The 16,960-nt window shown below is 36.2% G+C and carries 20 protein-coding genes; 1 reads left to right on the top strand and 19 read right to left on the bottom strand.

Annotation, left to right across the window (positions count from 1 at the left end; all coding sequences use genetic code 11):
- From mgsA to AC3EMB_RS08055, 3 genes are read right to left on the bottom strand one after another with little or no spacing between them, the layout of a single operon-like run.
- Nucleotides 1–396, bottom strand: a complete 396-nt coding sequence (gene mgsA, locus AC3EMB_RS08065; protein ID WP_000684765.1) for a methylglyoxal synthase — start codon at nt 394–396, stop codon at nt 1–3.
- Between the two features lie 14 nt (nt 397–410).
- The gene (gene dapB, locus AC3EMB_RS08060; RefSeq protein WP_000658810.1) at nt 411–1,211 is read right to left on the bottom strand and encodes a dihydrodipicolinate reductase; all 801 of its coding nucleotides are present in this window, start codon (nt 1,209–1,211) and stop codon (nt 411–413) included.
- Entirely contained in the window at nt 1,211–1,552 is a 342-nt protein-coding gene (locus AC3EMB_RS08055; RefSeq protein ID WP_002108639.1) for a nucleotide pyrophosphohydrolase, read from the bottom strand. Before AC3EMB_RS08055 ends, dapB begins: the two co-directional genes overlap by 1 nt.
- A gap of 377 nt (nt 1,553–1,929) precedes the next feature.
- Here AC3EMB_RS08055 and AC3EMB_RS08050 point away from each other — a divergent pair, with 377 nt between their 5' ends.
- Nucleotides 1,930–2,811, top strand: a complete 882-nt coding sequence (locus AC3EMB_RS08050) for a YitT family protein (RefSeq protein WP_000202121.1) — start codon at nt 1,930–1,932, stop codon at nt 2,809–2,811.
- Nucleotides 2,812–2,839: 28 nt separating this feature from the next.
- On the opposite strand, the gene AC3EMB_RS08045 is transcribed toward AC3EMB_RS08050, so the two are convergent.
- The 16 genes from AC3EMB_RS08045 to hepT all read right to left on the bottom strand — a co-directional run bounded on the left by AC3EMB_RS08045 (nt 2,840) and on the right by hepT (nt 16,938).
- Nucleotides 2,840–3,481, bottom strand: a complete 642-nt coding sequence (locus AC3EMB_RS08045; protein WP_000876861.1) for a uracil-DNA glycosylase — start codon at nt 3,479–3,481, stop codon at nt 2,840–2,842.
- Nucleotides 3,482–3,582: 101 nt separating this feature from the next.
- Nucleotides 3,583–4,266 (bottom strand): zinc metallopeptidase, encoded by a 684-nt coding sequence (locus AC3EMB_RS08040; protein WP_011109966.1) that lies wholly within the window; start codon nt 4,264–4,266, stop codon nt 3,583–3,585.
- 101 nt (nt 4,267–4,367) lie between these two features.
- Entirely contained in the window at nt 4,368–5,156 is a 789-nt protein-coding gene (ypjB, locus tag AC3EMB_RS08035; protein ID WP_488517613.1) for a sporulation protein YpjB, read from the bottom strand.
- Nucleotides 5,157–5,262: 106 nt separating this feature from the next.
- Nucleotides 5,263–5,949, bottom strand: a complete 687-nt coding sequence (lit, locus tag AC3EMB_RS08030) for a lipoprotein intramolecular transacylase Lit (protein ID WP_000414374.1) — start codon at nt 5,947–5,949, stop codon at nt 5,263–5,265.
- Nucleotides 5,950–5,974: 25 nt separating this feature from the next.
- A complete protein-coding gene (gene lhaT, locus AC3EMB_RS08025) occupies nt 5,975–6,565 on the bottom strand; it encodes a lipoprotein heptaprenylglyceryl N-acetyltransferase LhaT (protein WP_000262838.1) in 591 nt (196 codons plus the stop codon).
- A 118-nt stretch (nt 6,566–6,683) separates the two neighbouring features.
- Nucleotides 6,684–7,451, bottom strand: coding sequence for a menaquinol-cytochrome c reductase cytochrome b/c subunit (gene qcrC / locus AC3EMB_RS08020; RefSeq protein WP_000554601.1), 768 nt, complete (start codon nt 7,449–7,451; stop codon nt 6,684–6,686).
- 43 nt (nt 7,452–7,494) lie between these two features.
- Nucleotides 7,495–8,169 (bottom strand): menaquinol-cytochrome c reductase cytochrome b subunit, encoded by a 675-nt coding sequence (gene qcrB, locus AC3EMB_RS08015; protein ID WP_000932700.1) that lies wholly within the window; start codon nt 8,167–8,169, stop codon nt 7,495–7,497.
- Nucleotides 8,170–8,682 (bottom strand): menaquinol-cytochrome c reductase iron-sulfur subunit, encoded by a 513-nt coding sequence (gene qcrA, locus AC3EMB_RS08010; RefSeq protein ID WP_001290420.1) that lies wholly within the window; start codon nt 8,680–8,682, stop codon nt 8,170–8,172. It abuts the gene before it with no gap.
- Between the two features lie 140 nt (nt 8,683–8,822).
- The gene (locus tag AC3EMB_RS08005; RefSeq protein ID WP_000872170.1) at nt 8,823–9,281 is read right to left on the bottom strand and encodes a YpiF family protein; all 459 of its coding nucleotides are present in this window, start codon (nt 9,279–9,281) and stop codon (nt 8,823–8,825) included.
- 154 nt (nt 9,282–9,435) lie between these two features.
- On the bottom strand, nt 9,436–9,972 hold the full coding sequence (locus AC3EMB_RS08000; RefSeq protein WP_001095925.1) for a ReoY family proteolytic degradation factor: 537 nt from the start codon (nt 9,970–9,972) through the stop codon (nt 9,436–9,438).
- A 73-nt stretch (nt 9,973–10,045) separates the two neighbouring features.
- On the bottom strand, nt 10,046–11,308 hold the full coding sequence (locus AC3EMB_RS07995) for a tetratricopeptide repeat protein (protein WP_001168673.1): 1,263 nt from the start codon (nt 11,306–11,308) through the stop codon (nt 10,046–10,048).
- 328 nt (nt 11,309–11,636) lie between these two features.
- Nucleotides 11,637–12,749 carry a histidinol-phosphate transaminase gene (gene hisC, locus AC3EMB_RS07990; protein WP_089170704.1) on the bottom strand — a complete coding sequence of 371 codons (1,113 nt, stop codon included), beginning with the start codon at nt 12,747–12,749 and terminating at the stop codon, nt 11,637–11,639.
- A 133-nt stretch (nt 12,750–12,882) separates the two neighbouring features.
- Nucleotides 12,883–13,968 (bottom strand): 3-dehydroquinate synthase, encoded by a 1,086-nt coding sequence (aroB, locus tag AC3EMB_RS07985; protein ID WP_000526809.1) that lies wholly within the window; start codon nt 13,966–13,968, stop codon nt 12,883–12,885.
- Nucleotides 13,968–15,140, bottom strand: a complete 1,173-nt coding sequence (gene aroC / locus AC3EMB_RS07980) for a chorismate synthase (RefSeq protein WP_001269379.1) — start codon at nt 15,138–15,140, stop codon at nt 13,968–13,970. The genes aroB and aroC overlap by 1 nt, the downstream gene beginning before the upstream one ends.
- A gap of 264 nt (nt 15,141–15,404) precedes the next feature.
- Nucleotides 15,405–15,851, bottom strand: a complete 447-nt coding sequence (gene ndk / locus AC3EMB_RS07975) for a nucleoside-diphosphate kinase (RefSeq protein WP_000415883.1) — start codon at nt 15,849–15,851, stop codon at nt 15,405–15,407.
- Between the two features lie 124 nt (nt 15,852–15,975).
- Entirely contained in the window at nt 15,976–16,938 is a 963-nt protein-coding gene (gene hepT / locus AC3EMB_RS07970) for a heptaprenyl diphosphate synthase component II (RefSeq protein ID WP_000776079.1), read from the bottom strand.
- Nucleotides 16,939–16,960 lie beyond the last annotated feature (22 nt).

Below are 16,960 nucleotides of genomic sequence, written 5' to 3'. Positions count from 1 at the left end.
TCATTTTCTTAACTTACGATAATCTAAATCTCCTCGCTCTAATGCGTGCATCAACATTTCAGCACTTGCCATATTCGTTGCAAGTGGAATCGCATATACATCACATAAACGAAGCAATGCATTCACATCCGGTTCATGCGGCTGTGCTGTTAATGGATCGCGGAAGAAAATCACCATATCTAAATCGTTTTTTGCAATCATTGCACCAATTTCTTGATCTCCACCAAGAGGGCCAGATTGATATCTTGTTACAACTAATCCAGTCGCTTCCATAATACGAAGCCCTGTCGTTCCTGTTGCAAATAATTCATGTTGCTCAAAAATTGGTTTATATGCGTATGCAAACGAAACCATATCATTTTTCTTTTTGTCATGTGCGATTAAGGCAATTTTCATCCGTTGTCTCCCCTTTAGTCGATAATATTTTCTAAACCGTACACAAGATGATCAAGGTTCATTACTGTCTCAATTGATAGTTTTACACCTGACATAAATGATGCACGATTGAATGAATCATGACGAACTGTTAACATTTGTCCATCTCCACCAAACATTACTTCTTGGTGTGCAATAAGCCCTGGCAAACGTACACTATGAATGTGAATACCGTCTACATTTGCACCACGTGCACCTGCTAGTTGCTCTACTTCATTTGGATGACCTTGCTGCTTTGATTCACGATTTTGACGAATTAATTCTACCGTTTTTACAGCTGTACCAGATGGTGCGTCTAATTTTTGATCATGATGTAATTCAATTACCTCAACATCTTGGAAATATTTCGCTGCCATTTGTGAGAATTTCATCATAAGAACTGCACCAATTGCAAAGTTTGGAGCAATAATTGTTCCTACTGCTTTTTCTTTTGCATTCTCTGTTAAACGTGCCAATTCTTCTTCTGTAAATCCAGTTGTACCAATAACAGAACGAAGTCCACGCTCAACTGCAAGTGTAACGTGTTGTTTCCCAACTTCTGGTGTTGTTAAATCTAACAACACATCTGCTTCTACTTCATCTAAACAAGTATGTAAATCAGCGTAAATCGGTGCATGTAATGCTGGCATGCCAGGTAAATCAGAAATCTTCTCACCACCATGCTTATAATCCACTGCTGCTACTAAATTAAAATGTTCCGTTCTTTCCATAAGAAGGACTGCTTCATGTCCCATACGTCCTCTTGGTCCGGCGATAATTACTTTAATTTCTTTCATTATTCTTTCTCTCCCTCATCAATACGTGTCCAGCGATCTTTATCACGTGTATTAAATTTATTCATTACAATGTTATGTGCTGTCTCTAAATCAATATTTAAACTATTTGCCATACAAATCATAACAAATAATACATCTCCAAGCTCTTCTTCAATACTTCTTTCTTTTTCAGTTGTTTTCTTCGGTTTCTCACCATAATAATGATTTACCTCTCTCGCAAGCTCTCCCATTTCTTCCGTTAAACGAGCCATCATTGCAAGCGGACTGAAATAACCTTCTTTAAACTGACCAATATATGCATCTACTTCTTTCTGCATATCTTTCATCGTTTTTGCTTCCATACTATTCACCTCTAATCCTTCCTCTTTCATGTTAGCCAATTCATCGCGATTTGACAAATATTATTCCCCGCCAAACACCTATTTGCGACCCTTTTTTGGATAGACTATAATAAAGTGAAACTTTCTTTTGCGCTTTTTGCAAAAGATTAGTTGAACCAATCGGGTTCCTACGGCTGGTTCGCCTTTCTTCAGAGCTTTGTCTCCTACCAGCCGTTGGAACGGGGTAAAGTGAAACTTTCTTTTGCGCTTTTTGCAAAAGATTAGCCCATACTAATCGAGTTCTTACTATTTTCACTAGCAACTAGAAATTACTTATTATTATGTTTTACCGTTTCAGCGGAGCAATGTAATCATTACATAATTAGGGGGATTTCTATATGACATCAAAATTGAAGATGCGAAATATTATTTTTATTTTAATCGGTTCCGCTATATTTTCTTTCGGTATTGTCAATATCAATATTGAAAACCACCTTGCAGAAGGTGGGTTTACTGGTATTACACTATTATTGTATTTTTTATTTAAGTTTGATCCTTCCTACTCAAACTTAATTTTAAATATCCCTATATTTTTTATTGGTTGGAGGTTACTTGGCAGAACGACATTTTTATATACATTAATCGGCACATTTAGCGTATCTTTATTTCTATGGATTTTCCAGCGTTACGAAGTGCTCAACTTACATTTAAACTTGCAAAATGATATGACACTCGCAGCTTTATTCGCCGGGGCATTTATCGGTATCGGTCTTGGGATAATATTTAAATATGGCGGGACTACTGGCGGTGTAGATATTATCGCACGACTAGCTCACAAATATGTTGGCTGGAGTATGGGTAAAACGATGTTTATGTTCGATGCTGTCGTTATCGTCGTCTCTATTCTTACCTATTTATCATACCGCGAGGGTATGTATACGTTAGTTGCTGTTTTTATCGGGGCTAAAGTCATTGATTTTATGCAAGAAGGAGCCTATGCCGCCAAAGGAGCGACTATTATCTCAGAGAAAAACGATGAAATTGCTGCCAAAATTTTATCTGAAATGGAGCGCGGAGCAACCTTTTTAAAGGCTGTTGGATCGTATACAAAAGTGGAACGTAACGTACTGTATTGCGTTGTTGCTAAAAATGAAATCGTGAAATTAAAGAATATTATTACTTCAGTAGATCCTCATGCATTTGTCGCTGTAAGTGATGTACATGATGTAGTTGGTGAAGGATTTACGTTAGATGAAAATAAAAACCCTTTACATAATTAAATGTAACTAGAAAAGCGCCTTAGCTTTTCTAGTTTTTTATTACAAGTCTTTTAAGCTTCTCCAAATCCTCATAAATAAGCTCCAATAAACTCCGATTATAAAAAATGGAAGCTGGATGAAAAGTTGGAAAAACATGATATTCATTCTCTGACCATGTAAACTCTGCACTTTGCATATCCTTTAATTTTTGAATGGGCTGTTTTAATAATTGCCCGTGTACATCTGTGATTTTTTTATTTTTTCCTGTTAAACGTTGAAGACCAATATTTCCAAGTGTGACGATAAGCCTCGGATTTATTTTCTCTAATTCATAATCTAACAAAGGCGCATGGGCAACTATTTCTCCTTGATTTGGCGTTCTATTATACTTTTTTTGTATGCTTTCACCATTTCGTTCTTTTTTCTCTCGCCATTTATAAGGTCTACTCCGAACAGCGCTCGTAATATATACTTCTTCCCTCGTAACGTGAATACGCTCTAAAAAACCCATTAATTGTTTTCCCGACCTCCCGCTAAACGGAATCCCATTATGAATTTCTGTTTCACCAGGCGCTTCTCCTAACAACATAAATTTGGGATTTTCAGGACCTTGTCCACTTAAAAAACCTTCTAGTTGATAAGGAGCACTACGCTCTTTCACTTGTTTTACTAAATGGTCTGGATATTTCATTTCCCCCACCGCCTTTCCGCATTACTTCTATTATTTCTATTTGTAATACATTATATAATTCAATCCACACAACAAAAAAAGACTATCAAAATTGATAGTCTTTAGTCGTCGCTACGCTGCATACCAGTATACATTAATACGAGACGTAATAATTCAAATACCGCTACAGCTGCAGCTGCTACATATGTTAATGCTGCTGCATTTAATACTTTACGAGCTTGGCCATATTCATCTGTTGATACGATACCTAACGCTTCAATTTGTTGCATTGCACGCTTTGAAGCATCGAACTCAACTGGTAATGTAACAAGTTGGAACACAACACCTGCAGCCATTAAAATAATTCCTAATAACAATAGTTTCGACATTGTCGCAAATATACCAATCATAATAAATACCCATGATATATTCGATCCAAAATTCGCCACAGGAACTAACGAATGACGAATACGCATAAAGTTATAATCTTGCGCATCTTGAATTGCGTGTCCTACTTCATGTGCTGCCACTGCTGTACCAGCAACTGAATGTCCATAATAGTTATCTGTTGATAATCGAACCGTCTTGGCCGTTGGATCATAATGGTCTGATAAATGACCTGGTGTTTCTTCCACAGCTACATTGTATAATCCATTTTCATCTAAAATTTTTCGAGCCACTTCCGCTCCTGTCATACCTGATGTTGAATAAACTTGTGAATACTTGCTATAGGCACTTCGTACTCTTGACTGTGCATACAACGGTATGATCATTATGATCGCGAAGTAAATTAAATAAAACATCATGAACCTCCATTGAAGTTTTAATTATAGTACTTCTCATTCTATTTTCTTCTGCCACTATTGTCAATGAATAAACCTTACAATCCATATCTTTACTTATTACATTATCTATTTTTAGAATGCACATTACTTTTTCTTTTTTCTCTCTCTCCTTTATACTTTCTCCATCCAACATAAGTTAATGTGAATAAAATAAGTCCCCCAGTAATTGTCATAAACCAAATGAGAGAAGGTGCAATTTCATCCTTTTTTACTGTGTGAAATATCTTTTGCAAATCCCCTTTAATAATCCCTAATTGCATTTGGCCACCTTTCGTTTTTAACATAACGTTACGAAATTCATCCAAATAAGATAAATGAACATTTACACGCTGTACCTCGTTTTCTGGCAAAGCAATCATTAAACTTGGATAAATAATATTGAATTCATTTAAAAATGTATTTAATGTTTGTTGAAACTGCCCAGCATCTTCTTTTTCCATCGCTTTTTCCATTTGAGAAAAGGCATCCATTACTTTCCTTTCTCTTTCCATCCAAAGTGGTTGATATTTCGATACTTGTGCATCAACAGCAAGTTGTAATGCCAACACATTATCCATTTTAGCTTGCTTACCTAAACCTTCTTCAGAGAGCGATTGCTGCGCCTTGTCGTAAGCTAAAGAAATAACTCTAACTTGATCTGGTGTTACTTCATGCATCTTTTCATTCCCCTTCATTAAAAATTGCTCTGAGAAAAGTTGTAATACTTGTACCGCTTTTTCATCTTCATTACGCTTCACTAACTGTAACGAGTCGTCTAACAACCCTGTTAGCTCATTCCACTCTTCAGCATATATACGTAACGGAAACATTATAATTAGAAATGCTATCAATCCAATTAATGTTCTCTTCATCCCGGTCCCCCCTATAACTACTAGTACAAAATATGTTAATTGGGACAAGAATAGAACAGAACTGAACCGAAAAATATATTATCGTTTTACAAAGAAAAAATTCTCTTTAAGCAGAGAATTTTTTCTTTGACATCCTTTTCTTTTTTACGAAATATCTATATAAGCTATAACAAAGTATACTACCACCTAAAATGAATAATAAAATAGCACACGCAGCATGCATAAAGAACTCCTCTGGTAGCATTAATATAACTGGATCCGTTTCAATATCAAACATCCAATAATCATTACTGAATAAAAGCTTATGGAATAATACAAAGCTCTTTTCAAAATTAATAGCGATTGGTAACATAAGCGCTATCGGAAAAATGATTGTTAAAATTGATCCGTGCAGTAAAAACTTTTCATTTTTCTTTTTTAATAAATAAATTCCCCCTATCACTGCAATCATAATTGTCGCATACATCACATATTGAATCTTTACTAAAATATTTTTAACATCTACAAAATGAATACGGCCATTTGTAGACATATCTAATGTTGGCAAATGTAATGCTCCGTCATAAAACGGGGATAAATATGTAATAAGCACATCGTAATTTCTTTTAATTTCATCCTTCGTCATATCCGCTAAATCAGGAATATTTAAAAAATCAATTTCAAAATAATACAGCCATTTTCCATACACAACTGCCGTTGTTGCGAGTGCAAAAATAGAAAATGCTATGCTATATGAAACAACTAAAGTAATCAATCGATCCAATATTTTTGTACCACTCTTATTTTTCTCCATGTTCTCCCCCTAAATGTTCTAACCATCATAAAGAAAATTGTTTCCTGTGCTCACGTAAGCAACAATAATATGTAATACATAGTACAGCAACGCTTAACCAAAACGTAAAATAACCAATTTCCTCTACAAACAAATGCATAATTCCATATCGTGGCATTTGCCAAAATAAATAATCAATTGCATCGTTATGCAACGTCCATACACCCGCTACTATAAAATGCCATTTTTTTATACGGTAAAATGGAGCATATAAAACACCTTGCACTGCCATCGCAAAGTGCGAAAGCATTAACATGTAGCCCATAAGGCCAATAGGACCTTTTACGTAAATCATAATCGCATTTACAACAACAGCCCAAATACCATATTTTATTAAAGTAACAATCGCTAGCGCTTCTATTAATCCCCAGTTTCTCTTTGTCAAAAAAGCAATTAAAACAAAGACAAAAAAGAGACTCGCCATAGGACTATCTGGTACAAACGGCCAAAATATAGGTGACGTTTCTTTCAGTTGATTTCCGTACCATATAAACCCGTAAATTGTACCTAATATGTTAACAACCAATAAAAATAATAATACCGAGCGTTGTCTTAACATTGCATACAAGTACACCAATCTGTATGTCCAACACCTTTCAAGCAAAGTAATTCATTCACTAAATCCTACTCTATTATAACAAACTTCATCCAACTAAATAGAAAAGCTGACTACAAATTTTGTAGTCAGCTTTTTATTATTTTTTATTATACTTTGCAACGAATTCCGAAAGCTTCTTCAGTTCCTCATCTGTACCTTTAAATACACCTTTAGGCATGGAACCTTTTCCATCTTTCGCAATTTTAGCAATTTCTTCTGGCTTTAAAGTTAAGTTTTGCAGTGCTGGTGCTGCCGCCCCGCCCTGTAAGTTGTCACCATGACATGTTAAACAAGTATTTTTTTGCATTAATTTATAGCCATCATCATTTTTATCAACTGGCGCGGTTTTTACAATTGCTCCTTGTTTCTTTGCAGCTTCCCAGTCGTGGTGTGCTACAGATTCCCAAGTTAAAAAGATAATCGATGCAATTGCTAAAAGCATAAATCCAGTTGCTACAGGACGCTTCAATGGACGTCTTTCTGGACCTCGATCAAGAAATGGAGCTAACAGTAATGCACCAAACGCAATCCCTGGCATAATAAACGCTCCAATTACAGTAAATGAACCGGAAGCATAAGAATACTTTAATAACTGATACAAGAATAAGAAATACCAATCTGGAAGTGGTATATATCCAGCATCTGTTGGATCCGCCATTCTCTCAAGCGGCGACGGATGCGCCACTGTTAAACATAAATAACCGATTAAAAAAACTGCACCAACCATCCATTCTTTTAACAAGAAGTTCGGCCAAAATGCTTCTGTTTTCCCTGGGTATTCAGAATAGTCTTTTGGAATATTTGGTTTCCGAGCTACCGGTACCCGAGAATCTCCTACAAACTTCATCCCTTTGCCGCGATGCATAATCTCCCTCCTTTAGTTCTTTCCCCTTTAATTTAGCAATCTCTTATAGTGGACCGGAAATACCTTGTTTGCGAATCATGATGAAGTGGAAGGCCATTAAACCTAGAAGTGCTGCTGGTAAGAAGAAGACGTGAATAGCAAAGAAGCGAGTTAATGTTTGAGCGCCAACAATTTCGGAATGACCAGCGAGTAATGTTTTAATATAAGGACCAATGAGCGGTGTTTGCTCTGCAATTTGAATCCCTACTTTTGTAGCAAATAAAGCTTTCATATCCCACGGTAATAAATATCCGGTAAAACCAAGACCTAACATAACAAAGAAAATAAGAACACCAACAATCCAGTTTAACTCACGGGGCTTTTTATACGCACCTTGGAAGAAAACTCTGAGTGTATGTAAAAACATCATTACAATTACGAGACTAGCACCCCAGTGGTGCATACCACGAACAATTTGCCCATAAGCAACTTCATTTTGTAAATAGTAAACTGATTCCCAAGCATTTTTAATATCAGGCACATAATACATCGTCAAAAACATTCCAGATAAAATTTGAATTACAGTAACGAAAAAGGTAAGTCCTCCAAAGCAATAGACGAATGCAGAAAAGTGATGTGCCGGGTTTACATGTTCAGGTACTTCATGATCAGCGATATCACGCCATATCGGTGTAATATCTAATCTTTCATCTACCCAATCATAAATTTTATTTAACATCTACTTTGCACCCCCTCTTGGCTTCGCTTTTCCTAGATACAGCGTTCCATCTTTCACTTTAGACTCGTACACATCCAGCGGAGCAAGGGGTGGCGTACCTTTAATGTTCATCCCATCTTTTGTATAACGACCCCCGTGACATGGACAAAAGAATTGATTCGGATGTGCTTTGTCCGAATTCCAGTTAACTGTACATCCTAAATGTTTACATACTGGAGAGAACGCAACAATGTCTCCGCTTTCATCTTTATGAACCCACGCCGATTTTGGTTCTTCAGACTTGTACCAACCATCAACCTGTTTCACTTTAAAATCGAAACGCTTCGGCTCTGTTGTAATATCCTTTACTTGCGCAACAGCAACCATATCTGTTCCGGCTTCTTTTCTTAACACCGGATCAAGCGCAAATCGCGTCATCGGCATTAAAATACCGGCAGCCATAAAGCCTCCTACCCCTGTGAGTGTGTAATTTAAAAATTGTCTTCTTGACACGCGATGTTCTTTCTCGCTCACGAAAATTTCCCCCCTCTATCAGAAATTGTCCCCTCGTGATAAATTATATAAAAAATAAAAACTAGGACACTATCATGATATAATACGCTCATGCACAGGTCAATATCATACTACTCATAATAATAAGAACTTTCTGTTTATTACGAGTTTCCCCACTTCTCTTCCAACATCACCATTATATTTTTTATATGCGCATGAATAACTTCTCTTTTTGCTTGATCACTAAATTGTTCTAATGCTAATGAAGGAAACCAAAATAAATCTCCCTGTAACTCTTGCATATCCTCTTTCCATGAAAAATCACTTGTAACATAAGCAATATGCTTAAAACCTTCGCTTCGTAAATGATTTGTCCATTCTTGCAAACGACCTTTTTCATTCTTTTGACTTTCTACCAAATACGTAAACGCAGGTAGTAAAAGCACTCTTCCTTTATACTCTCTTTCCAATTCCGTGCTCAACAATTCGATAAATTCACCTTGTTCTACAACCATTTTCATTTCTTGTGCTGCCGAAATTGATAAAAGCGGTATTACTCCTGTATCAACATACTCTCTTGCTTGTTCAAACTGTTCCACATCTTTTACACTCCACTTCAAATTCCTTCCCTCCTTCACTTGCAAATGACAGAACTTTCACTTTATATATATTAAACCATACTAAAAGAGGTAAAAAAAGAAAAACTACCCAATATAGGTAGTTTTTCTTGGTGAAAGTCTGAAATTTGTAAAAATTTATTAATCCAAATAAATTCTATAAAGTCTTTAACTCGGCCGTTAATCTATGAAACGCTTCCTTATCTTGCTTATCTAACGCTTCATCAATTTGTTTCAAAAGGCGTTCTCTCCTAAATGAAAATACACTTTCTTCCAAAAACCTTTCTGCAAGTAAACGATCTTTTTCATTTACTTCAATATGCTTTGGTAGATATGGGTTTTCTTCTAATACAGCTACATAATTCGCATTTTGAAACGATGATTTAAAGTTGAGTTGAATATAAATATCCTCATCTCGATTTAAACGAATATCATGAAACGATTTTTCAGCATCTGTTGTCATAACATTTTGTTTAAAAAAGTGAAACGGTGTGTCTTTCACACAATTCGCTGACATCACTAAGCCACGCGGACAATATTTTGCATGCTCTACGAAGTGGACTTTATGCATCAATTGGTCGTGACTCATTAAATAATTCAGAATCCATACACATTCACGCTGTTTCAGTTGGTAATTATTCAAAAACCATTTTACAAAATCCTTCTTCTCGTTTACAGAAACAGGGGTATTCATAGCAATTAAGTCCCTCCTCTGTCTTTCTCTTTTCTTTTTAGATTCAAGAAGCGGCATTCAGTTTCCTTCCAACTTATGAAAAATCCTCTAAATTATATAACAACTCTTCAATATGAATTTGTGTCGGGTCTAGTTGTAATAACTGGGTAAATACTTCTTTCGCCTCTTTTCGCTTTCCTTCTTCCAATAAGAAATAACCGTATTCTTCTAAGAAGTCTGGATGATTCTTAAAAGAAGTATATGCACTTTCATAGTGTTTTAATGCATCCGAATACATTTCTAATTGTTTTTTTGCATACGCAAGGTCCCAAAGTAGTTGTGTATCTGGTTCTCCACTATCAATAGCACGCTCTACAATTGCAATTAACTCTTCGTACTTTTCTTGTCCTTTTAAGATATACGCATATTTTAATGTTGCGCCTAAATGCCCTGGGTCTAACTCAAGTGCTTTTTGAAGAACTTCCTCTGCTTCTACTATTTTTCCTAATTTCGCCGCAATGTTCGCTAACTCTACATAAAACGGAACTGAAAGCTCATCTACTTTAATTCCTTCATGAAGCGTTTCATAGCTTTCTTGAAGCATTCCTTCTTTTTCATAGCTTTTCGCTAAATACATGTACAGTGATGCGTACTCAGGGTCTAATTCTTTTAGTTCTTGCCAAGCACCGATTGCTCTCTGATATTCTTCACCTTGGTATAATGTGAAGGCATATCCAAATAATGAGTGAATATCTTTTTGTTCCTCTAGGCCTGCTTCATAATAAGAAATCGCCTCTTCCCAGTTTCCAATCGCACTTAACGTTTCTGCAAGGCGAAGTGCGATCACAACACCACCCATTACTTTATGTTCAGCTAATAGCGATTCATAATAAGTAATTGCCTTTTGTTCTTCACCTTTACTACTATATAATTCTGCTAACCCAAACGTAATAACAGGTTCATCAGGCATCATTTCTTTCGCCTTTAATAGTTTTTGCTCTGCTACATCATCAAAACCTTGCATTTGGAATAAATCTGCAACAAGTAATAAAGATTGAACATATAAATCGTCATTTTCTGGAATATCATGAAGTACTTCAATCGCTTCATCTTCTTTATCTAGATCAATATATAATTCTGCTAAAAATACAGTGAATTCACTTTCTTCCGGATACAGTAAACGTAAGTCTTCAGTAATCGCTAATGCCTCATCTGTAAATCCAAGTGTATGATAGTAACGAGCGATATCATACTTCTCTTCATCATTTGCAATTTTTAATTGTTCTTTTAATAATTGTAATCCTTTTTCCGCTTCACCATTTTCAATATATGAAACAGCTTGTTCAAACTTTTGCATAAACGTCTCCTTTAATTCTAAAAAATATTCTCTTCTGTTCATTTATCATAAGCAACTCACTATTAGAACGCAACCTTTAGAATGAGCATGCTTCTTCTTATACTTCTTCTTACAGAGTAGGTAATTGTTCAAAAGGTTCGGATATGACACCGATACCTTATCATCATCTTCTATTGTACCGCTTTCTTTTATGACCGTGCAAATAACTTCTCTCACTAATTATCAAGCCATACAAACCGTGATTTACAGAACAACTTAATTACCAGTCTTCAACCTTTATTTTTAATACGATAAAAAAGGCTCCTATAATAGGAGCCTTCACAATCTCTTAAGAATATGTTTCTTCTTTCTGTACTTGCTCATTTACAAGCTCTTTCAGCAACTCTATAATTTCATCATTTTCTTCTTTCAAACCGACAGTAATACGAATACCATCATCGATACCAAATGCAGCACCAGAACGAACGATATATCCTTTTTTCATTAATCGTTCGAAAGCTTCATTACCTGGTATACCAAGTTTTAAGAAAATGAAATTTGTTTGAGATGGATAATAGAATACGTTATATTCTTTACAAAATGCATAATACTGATTTAGACCTTCAGCATTCTTTTTCACACAATCTTGTAAAAAGGCTTGATCTTCTAATGCAGCGAGTGCTACAGATTGCGCTACAGTTGATGTATTGAATGGTAACCTCGCTACTTCTAGCTGTCCGATTAACTTCGCATCCCCAATCGCATATCCGATACGAAAAGCAGCTAAACCATATGCTTTTGAAAACGTGCGTAAAACCATAAGATTTTCATACTTTTCAAGAAGTGGCAATGTTTGCGGATAGTCTTCTGCTTCCGCGTATTCATAATATGCTTCGTCCATAATAACGAGAGCCGACTTAGGAACTGATTCTAAAAATGAAAGTAATTTTTGTTTCTCAACATATGTACCTGTCGGATTATTCGGATTACAAATCCATACAATTTTCGTTTTATCATCTACTTGCTCTAGCATTGCATCTAAATCGTGAATACCGTCTTTAAGTGATACTTCACGAACTTCTGCTCCTTCAATAACAGCATGGTGATGATATTGTGAAAACGTAGGATTCGCCATTACAACGTTTGTTCCTTCATGTAGTAACGCTCGGCTAATCATTTGAATGACTTCATCTAATCCACTACCAAATAGTAGTTGTTCTGCTTTTACACCTAAATGTTCCGCTGCTTTTGTCCGAAGTTCAAAGGCATATCCATCTGGATAAAGGGCATATTGGCTCGCTAAAGAAGTTAATGCTTCTGTCACACGCGCTGAGCAACCGAATGGATTTTCGTTCGATGCTAATTTCACAATTTTCGATAATCCATATTCCCTTTTTACTTCTTCAATGTTTTTCCCAGGCACATACGCTCTCAAAGTTAACAATTGCTCTTTCACTCTCATTTTTCTTCCCCCAGTCATTTCATTCAATTTGATTACAATACAGTTATAGCCCCTTACTGTAATCTTTTATCATAACCGTCACTATTACGAGAATACCTCTAAATGAGCACTTCACAACACTTCGCTATCATTTTTAAACCATATCTTTTTGAAATGCCTCTAACGCAATATGAACAGTCTCATCTGAAATAGATACGACATTCACTACCCCATATTCCTGCATAAGCACCATATGAATTGCTCCTGCATTTGCTTTCTTATCTTGTTTCATCAATTGAACGAGGCGCTCTACATTCAAATCTCTTGGCATTTTTGGATAGCCGTATTTCAAGAACCACTGCTTCATATCTTCATAAGCAAGATCAACCTTGTACACTTGCTCACTTAAAAATATGGCGAATAACATTCCAACCGCTACGCCGTCACCGTGAGTAATATTCCCATACCCTAGCTCTTTTTCAAGAGCATGTCCTAACGTATGTCCAAAGTTCAAATGGGCACGTACACCCTTCTCTGTTTCATCTTGTGACACAACATTTGCCTTTACAGGAATCGCCTTCGTTAATATATGGATTAACTTCTCATCACGAAGATCCGCTAATGTTTGCACTTCTTCTTTTAACCAATGATATAGCTCCACATCACCAATAAGAGCATGCTTTATCACCTCTGCATAACCTGAACGCCACTCTTTTTCAGGAAGAGACTGTAAAAACGGTGTATGATATACAACCGCTTCTGGCTGATGGAATGCACCAATCATATTTTTACCTAACGGATGATTAATCGCTACTTTCCCACCTACTGCGCTATCGTGCGCTAATAAAGTCGTCGGAACCTGCACAAAGCGAATACCCCGCATAAAAGATGCAGCAACAAAACCAGCTAAATCTCCAATCATTCCGCCTCCAAGTGCAAGAATTAAAGAATTTCTATCTAATTTATTTTCAAGAGCTGACGTATGAGCCGCATAGAAATTTTCGAAAGACTTCTCTTTTTCGCCACTTGGTACAACAAACGAAAACACGTCCTGCTCCACTTGTAATGCATCGATAACTGTCTGTAAATGTAGTGATGCAACAGCTTCATCTGAAATGATCATTACGTTAGATACAGCTGGCTGCATATTTTGAACGATCATTGTTAAGTTTGACAACGCTTCTTTACCAACATGTACATCATATTCTTTTGATTTCGTTTGAATATGTATGTTTCCCATTAAAATCCCCTCGCATATTCATTATGTTTCTCAATATTTTCACGAATTAGTTCCATACGATCTAATCCGAATTGTTCTATTAAAGCTGTTGCTAATTCCCAAGCCACAACCGCTTCTGCAACGACACTAGCTGCTGGCACTGCACAACTATCTGAACGTTCAATGCTCGCTGTAAAAGGCTCTTTCGTATCAATATCTACACTTTGAAGAGGTTTATAAAGTGTAGGTATCGGTTTCATCACACCGCGCACAACAATTGGCATTCCAGTCGTCATACCGCCTTCTAATCCACCTGCATTATTTGTTCTTCTTGTATATCCATGCTCCTCATTCCATAGAATTTCATCATGAACTTCACTTCCCGGTCTATGCGCTGCTTCAAAACCAATTCCAATCTCGACACCTTTAAAAGCATTAATACTCATAATTGCAGCTGCCAATTTCGCATCCAGTTTTCGATCATAATGCACGTAGCTACCTACTCCAATTGGCATTCCTTCCACAATTACTTCAACGATTCCACCAATTGAATCACCATTTGCTTTCGCATCATCAATCGCTTTCATCATTTGGTTACCAGCTTCGTCATCTAAGCAACGTACAGGAGATGCTTCTGTAATACTCTTTAATTCTTCAATTGAACTATACGTAACCTCCTTAGCTTGTACACCGCCAATTTCAATTACATGGCCCGCCACTTTAATACCAAGTTCTGCTAACACCTTTTTAGCAACCGCACCAGCAGCAACACGCACCGTCGTTTCGCGCGCTGACGAACGTTCCAGTACATTCCTCATATCTCTATGACCATATTTAATTGCACCATTTAAATCAGCATGCCCAGGCCTTGGTTTTGTCACTTTCCTTTTTATCTCTTTTTCTTCCTGCTCAGTTAAAGGCTCTGCCCCCATAATTTTTGTCCAATGGGCAAAATCACGATTTTCAACAACGAGTGCAATAGGGGAACCTAATGTTTCTCCATGTCTAACACCACTTAAAATTTGCACTTGATCCGTTTCAATTTGCATGCGTCTACCACGCCCATATCCCTTTTGCCTTCTAGCTAACTCTTCGTTTATATCATCCGCTACTAAAGACAATCCTGCTGGAACACCTTCTATAATCGTTGTAAGTTGCGGACCATGAGATTCACCAGCCGTAATATATCGCATACGTTATTCCTCTTTTCGTATATGTATTTATCTCACTATATTAACTTTTATCATTCTAAAAATATTAAAGAAATTATATCATAAATCGACCATTTTCTTATTCTATATTTCCGATAGGCCTAATTTAAATATCAATATATCATAACAGCTCAAACTTCGTAACTAATTGAAAATAAAAAAAGTGCAAGAAGAATACCCCTATTCTCCTTGCACTTTTTACTATTATCACAGTGATTAAAGCGTTTACAAATTATTTCAAAATAATTAGTAAATCCATTCATTCATTAATTTTGAGTAGTCAACTAATTCTTCTTCTTTAAAGAAAATAGCAATCTCGCGCTCTGCGCTTTCTAAAGAATCAGAACCATGAATAATATTTTTCGCAACAGTTACACCGAAATCTCCACGAATTGTTCCAGGAGCTGCTTCATGTGGTCTTGTTTTCCCCATCATGTTACGCGCTGTATCTACTACACCTTCACCTTGCCATACCATTGCGAATACAGGTCCAGATGTAATAAAGTCTACTAACTCACCAAAGAAAGGTTTTTCCTTATGCTCAGCGTAGTGTTGTCCAGCAATTTCCGGAGTGACTTGCATTAATTTTGCACCAACTAATTGAAATCCTTTTTTCTCAAAACGAGCTACAATTTCCCCAATGAAGGCACGTTGTACACCGTCTGGTTTTACCATTAGAAATGTTTTTTCCATAAAAAATCTCTCCACTTCTGAATTATGTATGTAATTGTATATCCCCACACACATATTATCACCCTTATCACAATTGTGCAATAGTTTTGAAATAGAGAGATTATTTTATTTTTTAGAATAAACATTAAAATTTTCGTTTTCCAATATACTTTGCAACATTTTGTAATGCATACTTTGCTTTTCCACGTGGGAGTGGTTTTATTATTTCTAAAGCTTTATGTAAATAACGTTCACTAAACGCAAATGCTTGATCAATTGCTGGACTATTTTTTACAGCATCAATAATTTCTTGCATTTCACTTGCTGTTGTATTTTCATGTACAGATGTGATTTTTTGACGAAGTACTGGATCTTCCATCGCATATAAAGCAGGGAGCGTTATGTTTCCTTGTAATAAATCTCCACCAGCAGGTTTTCCAAGTTTCTCTTCTGTGGAAACGAAGTCTAAAATGTCATCAATAATTTGATAAGACATTCCTACAAAATACCCATACCAAAATAGACGATTTACTGTATCACGATTAGCACCAGCAGCAATCGCTCCCAATTGACAACTCGCGGCAATTAATAATGCTGTTTTTCGCTTTATTCTTCTTAAATACGTTCTTAAATTTTGGTCATAATTGTATTTATCTTTAATTTGTTCAATTTCACCTTTACAGACTTCTAAAATAGTATGTGATAACGCTTGATGCGCCTCTGGGATTTCGATATTTGTTATACATTCAAGAGACTTAGCGAACAAATAGTCCCCTGTATACATCGCAATACGATCTCCCCATTTCGCATTCACAGTCGCACTGCCGCGTCGTAAAAATGCAGCATCAATAACATCATCGTGAACAAGAGAAGCCATATGAATAAGCTCTAACGCAACAGCAACATGCTTAATCGCATCTAACTTATAATCTCCAAATTTCCCTGCAAGCAACACAAATACAGGACGAATTCGCTTCCCACCAGCTTCAATAAGTTGTAATGCTGCCTCTTCTACTAATGGCTGTTCAGAAGCAACTGTCTTTTTTAATTCTTTTTCTATCACATTAATATCCGATCGTAAAAAAGAGTACATAAGTTGTAACTTCATATTGTTCACCTTAACCTAAAAC

This window comes from Bacillus sp. LQ16, from assembly GCF_057784645.1.
Note: the sequence above shows the minus strand (reverse complement) of the source record. Positions and strands in the feature narration are given on the sequence as shown.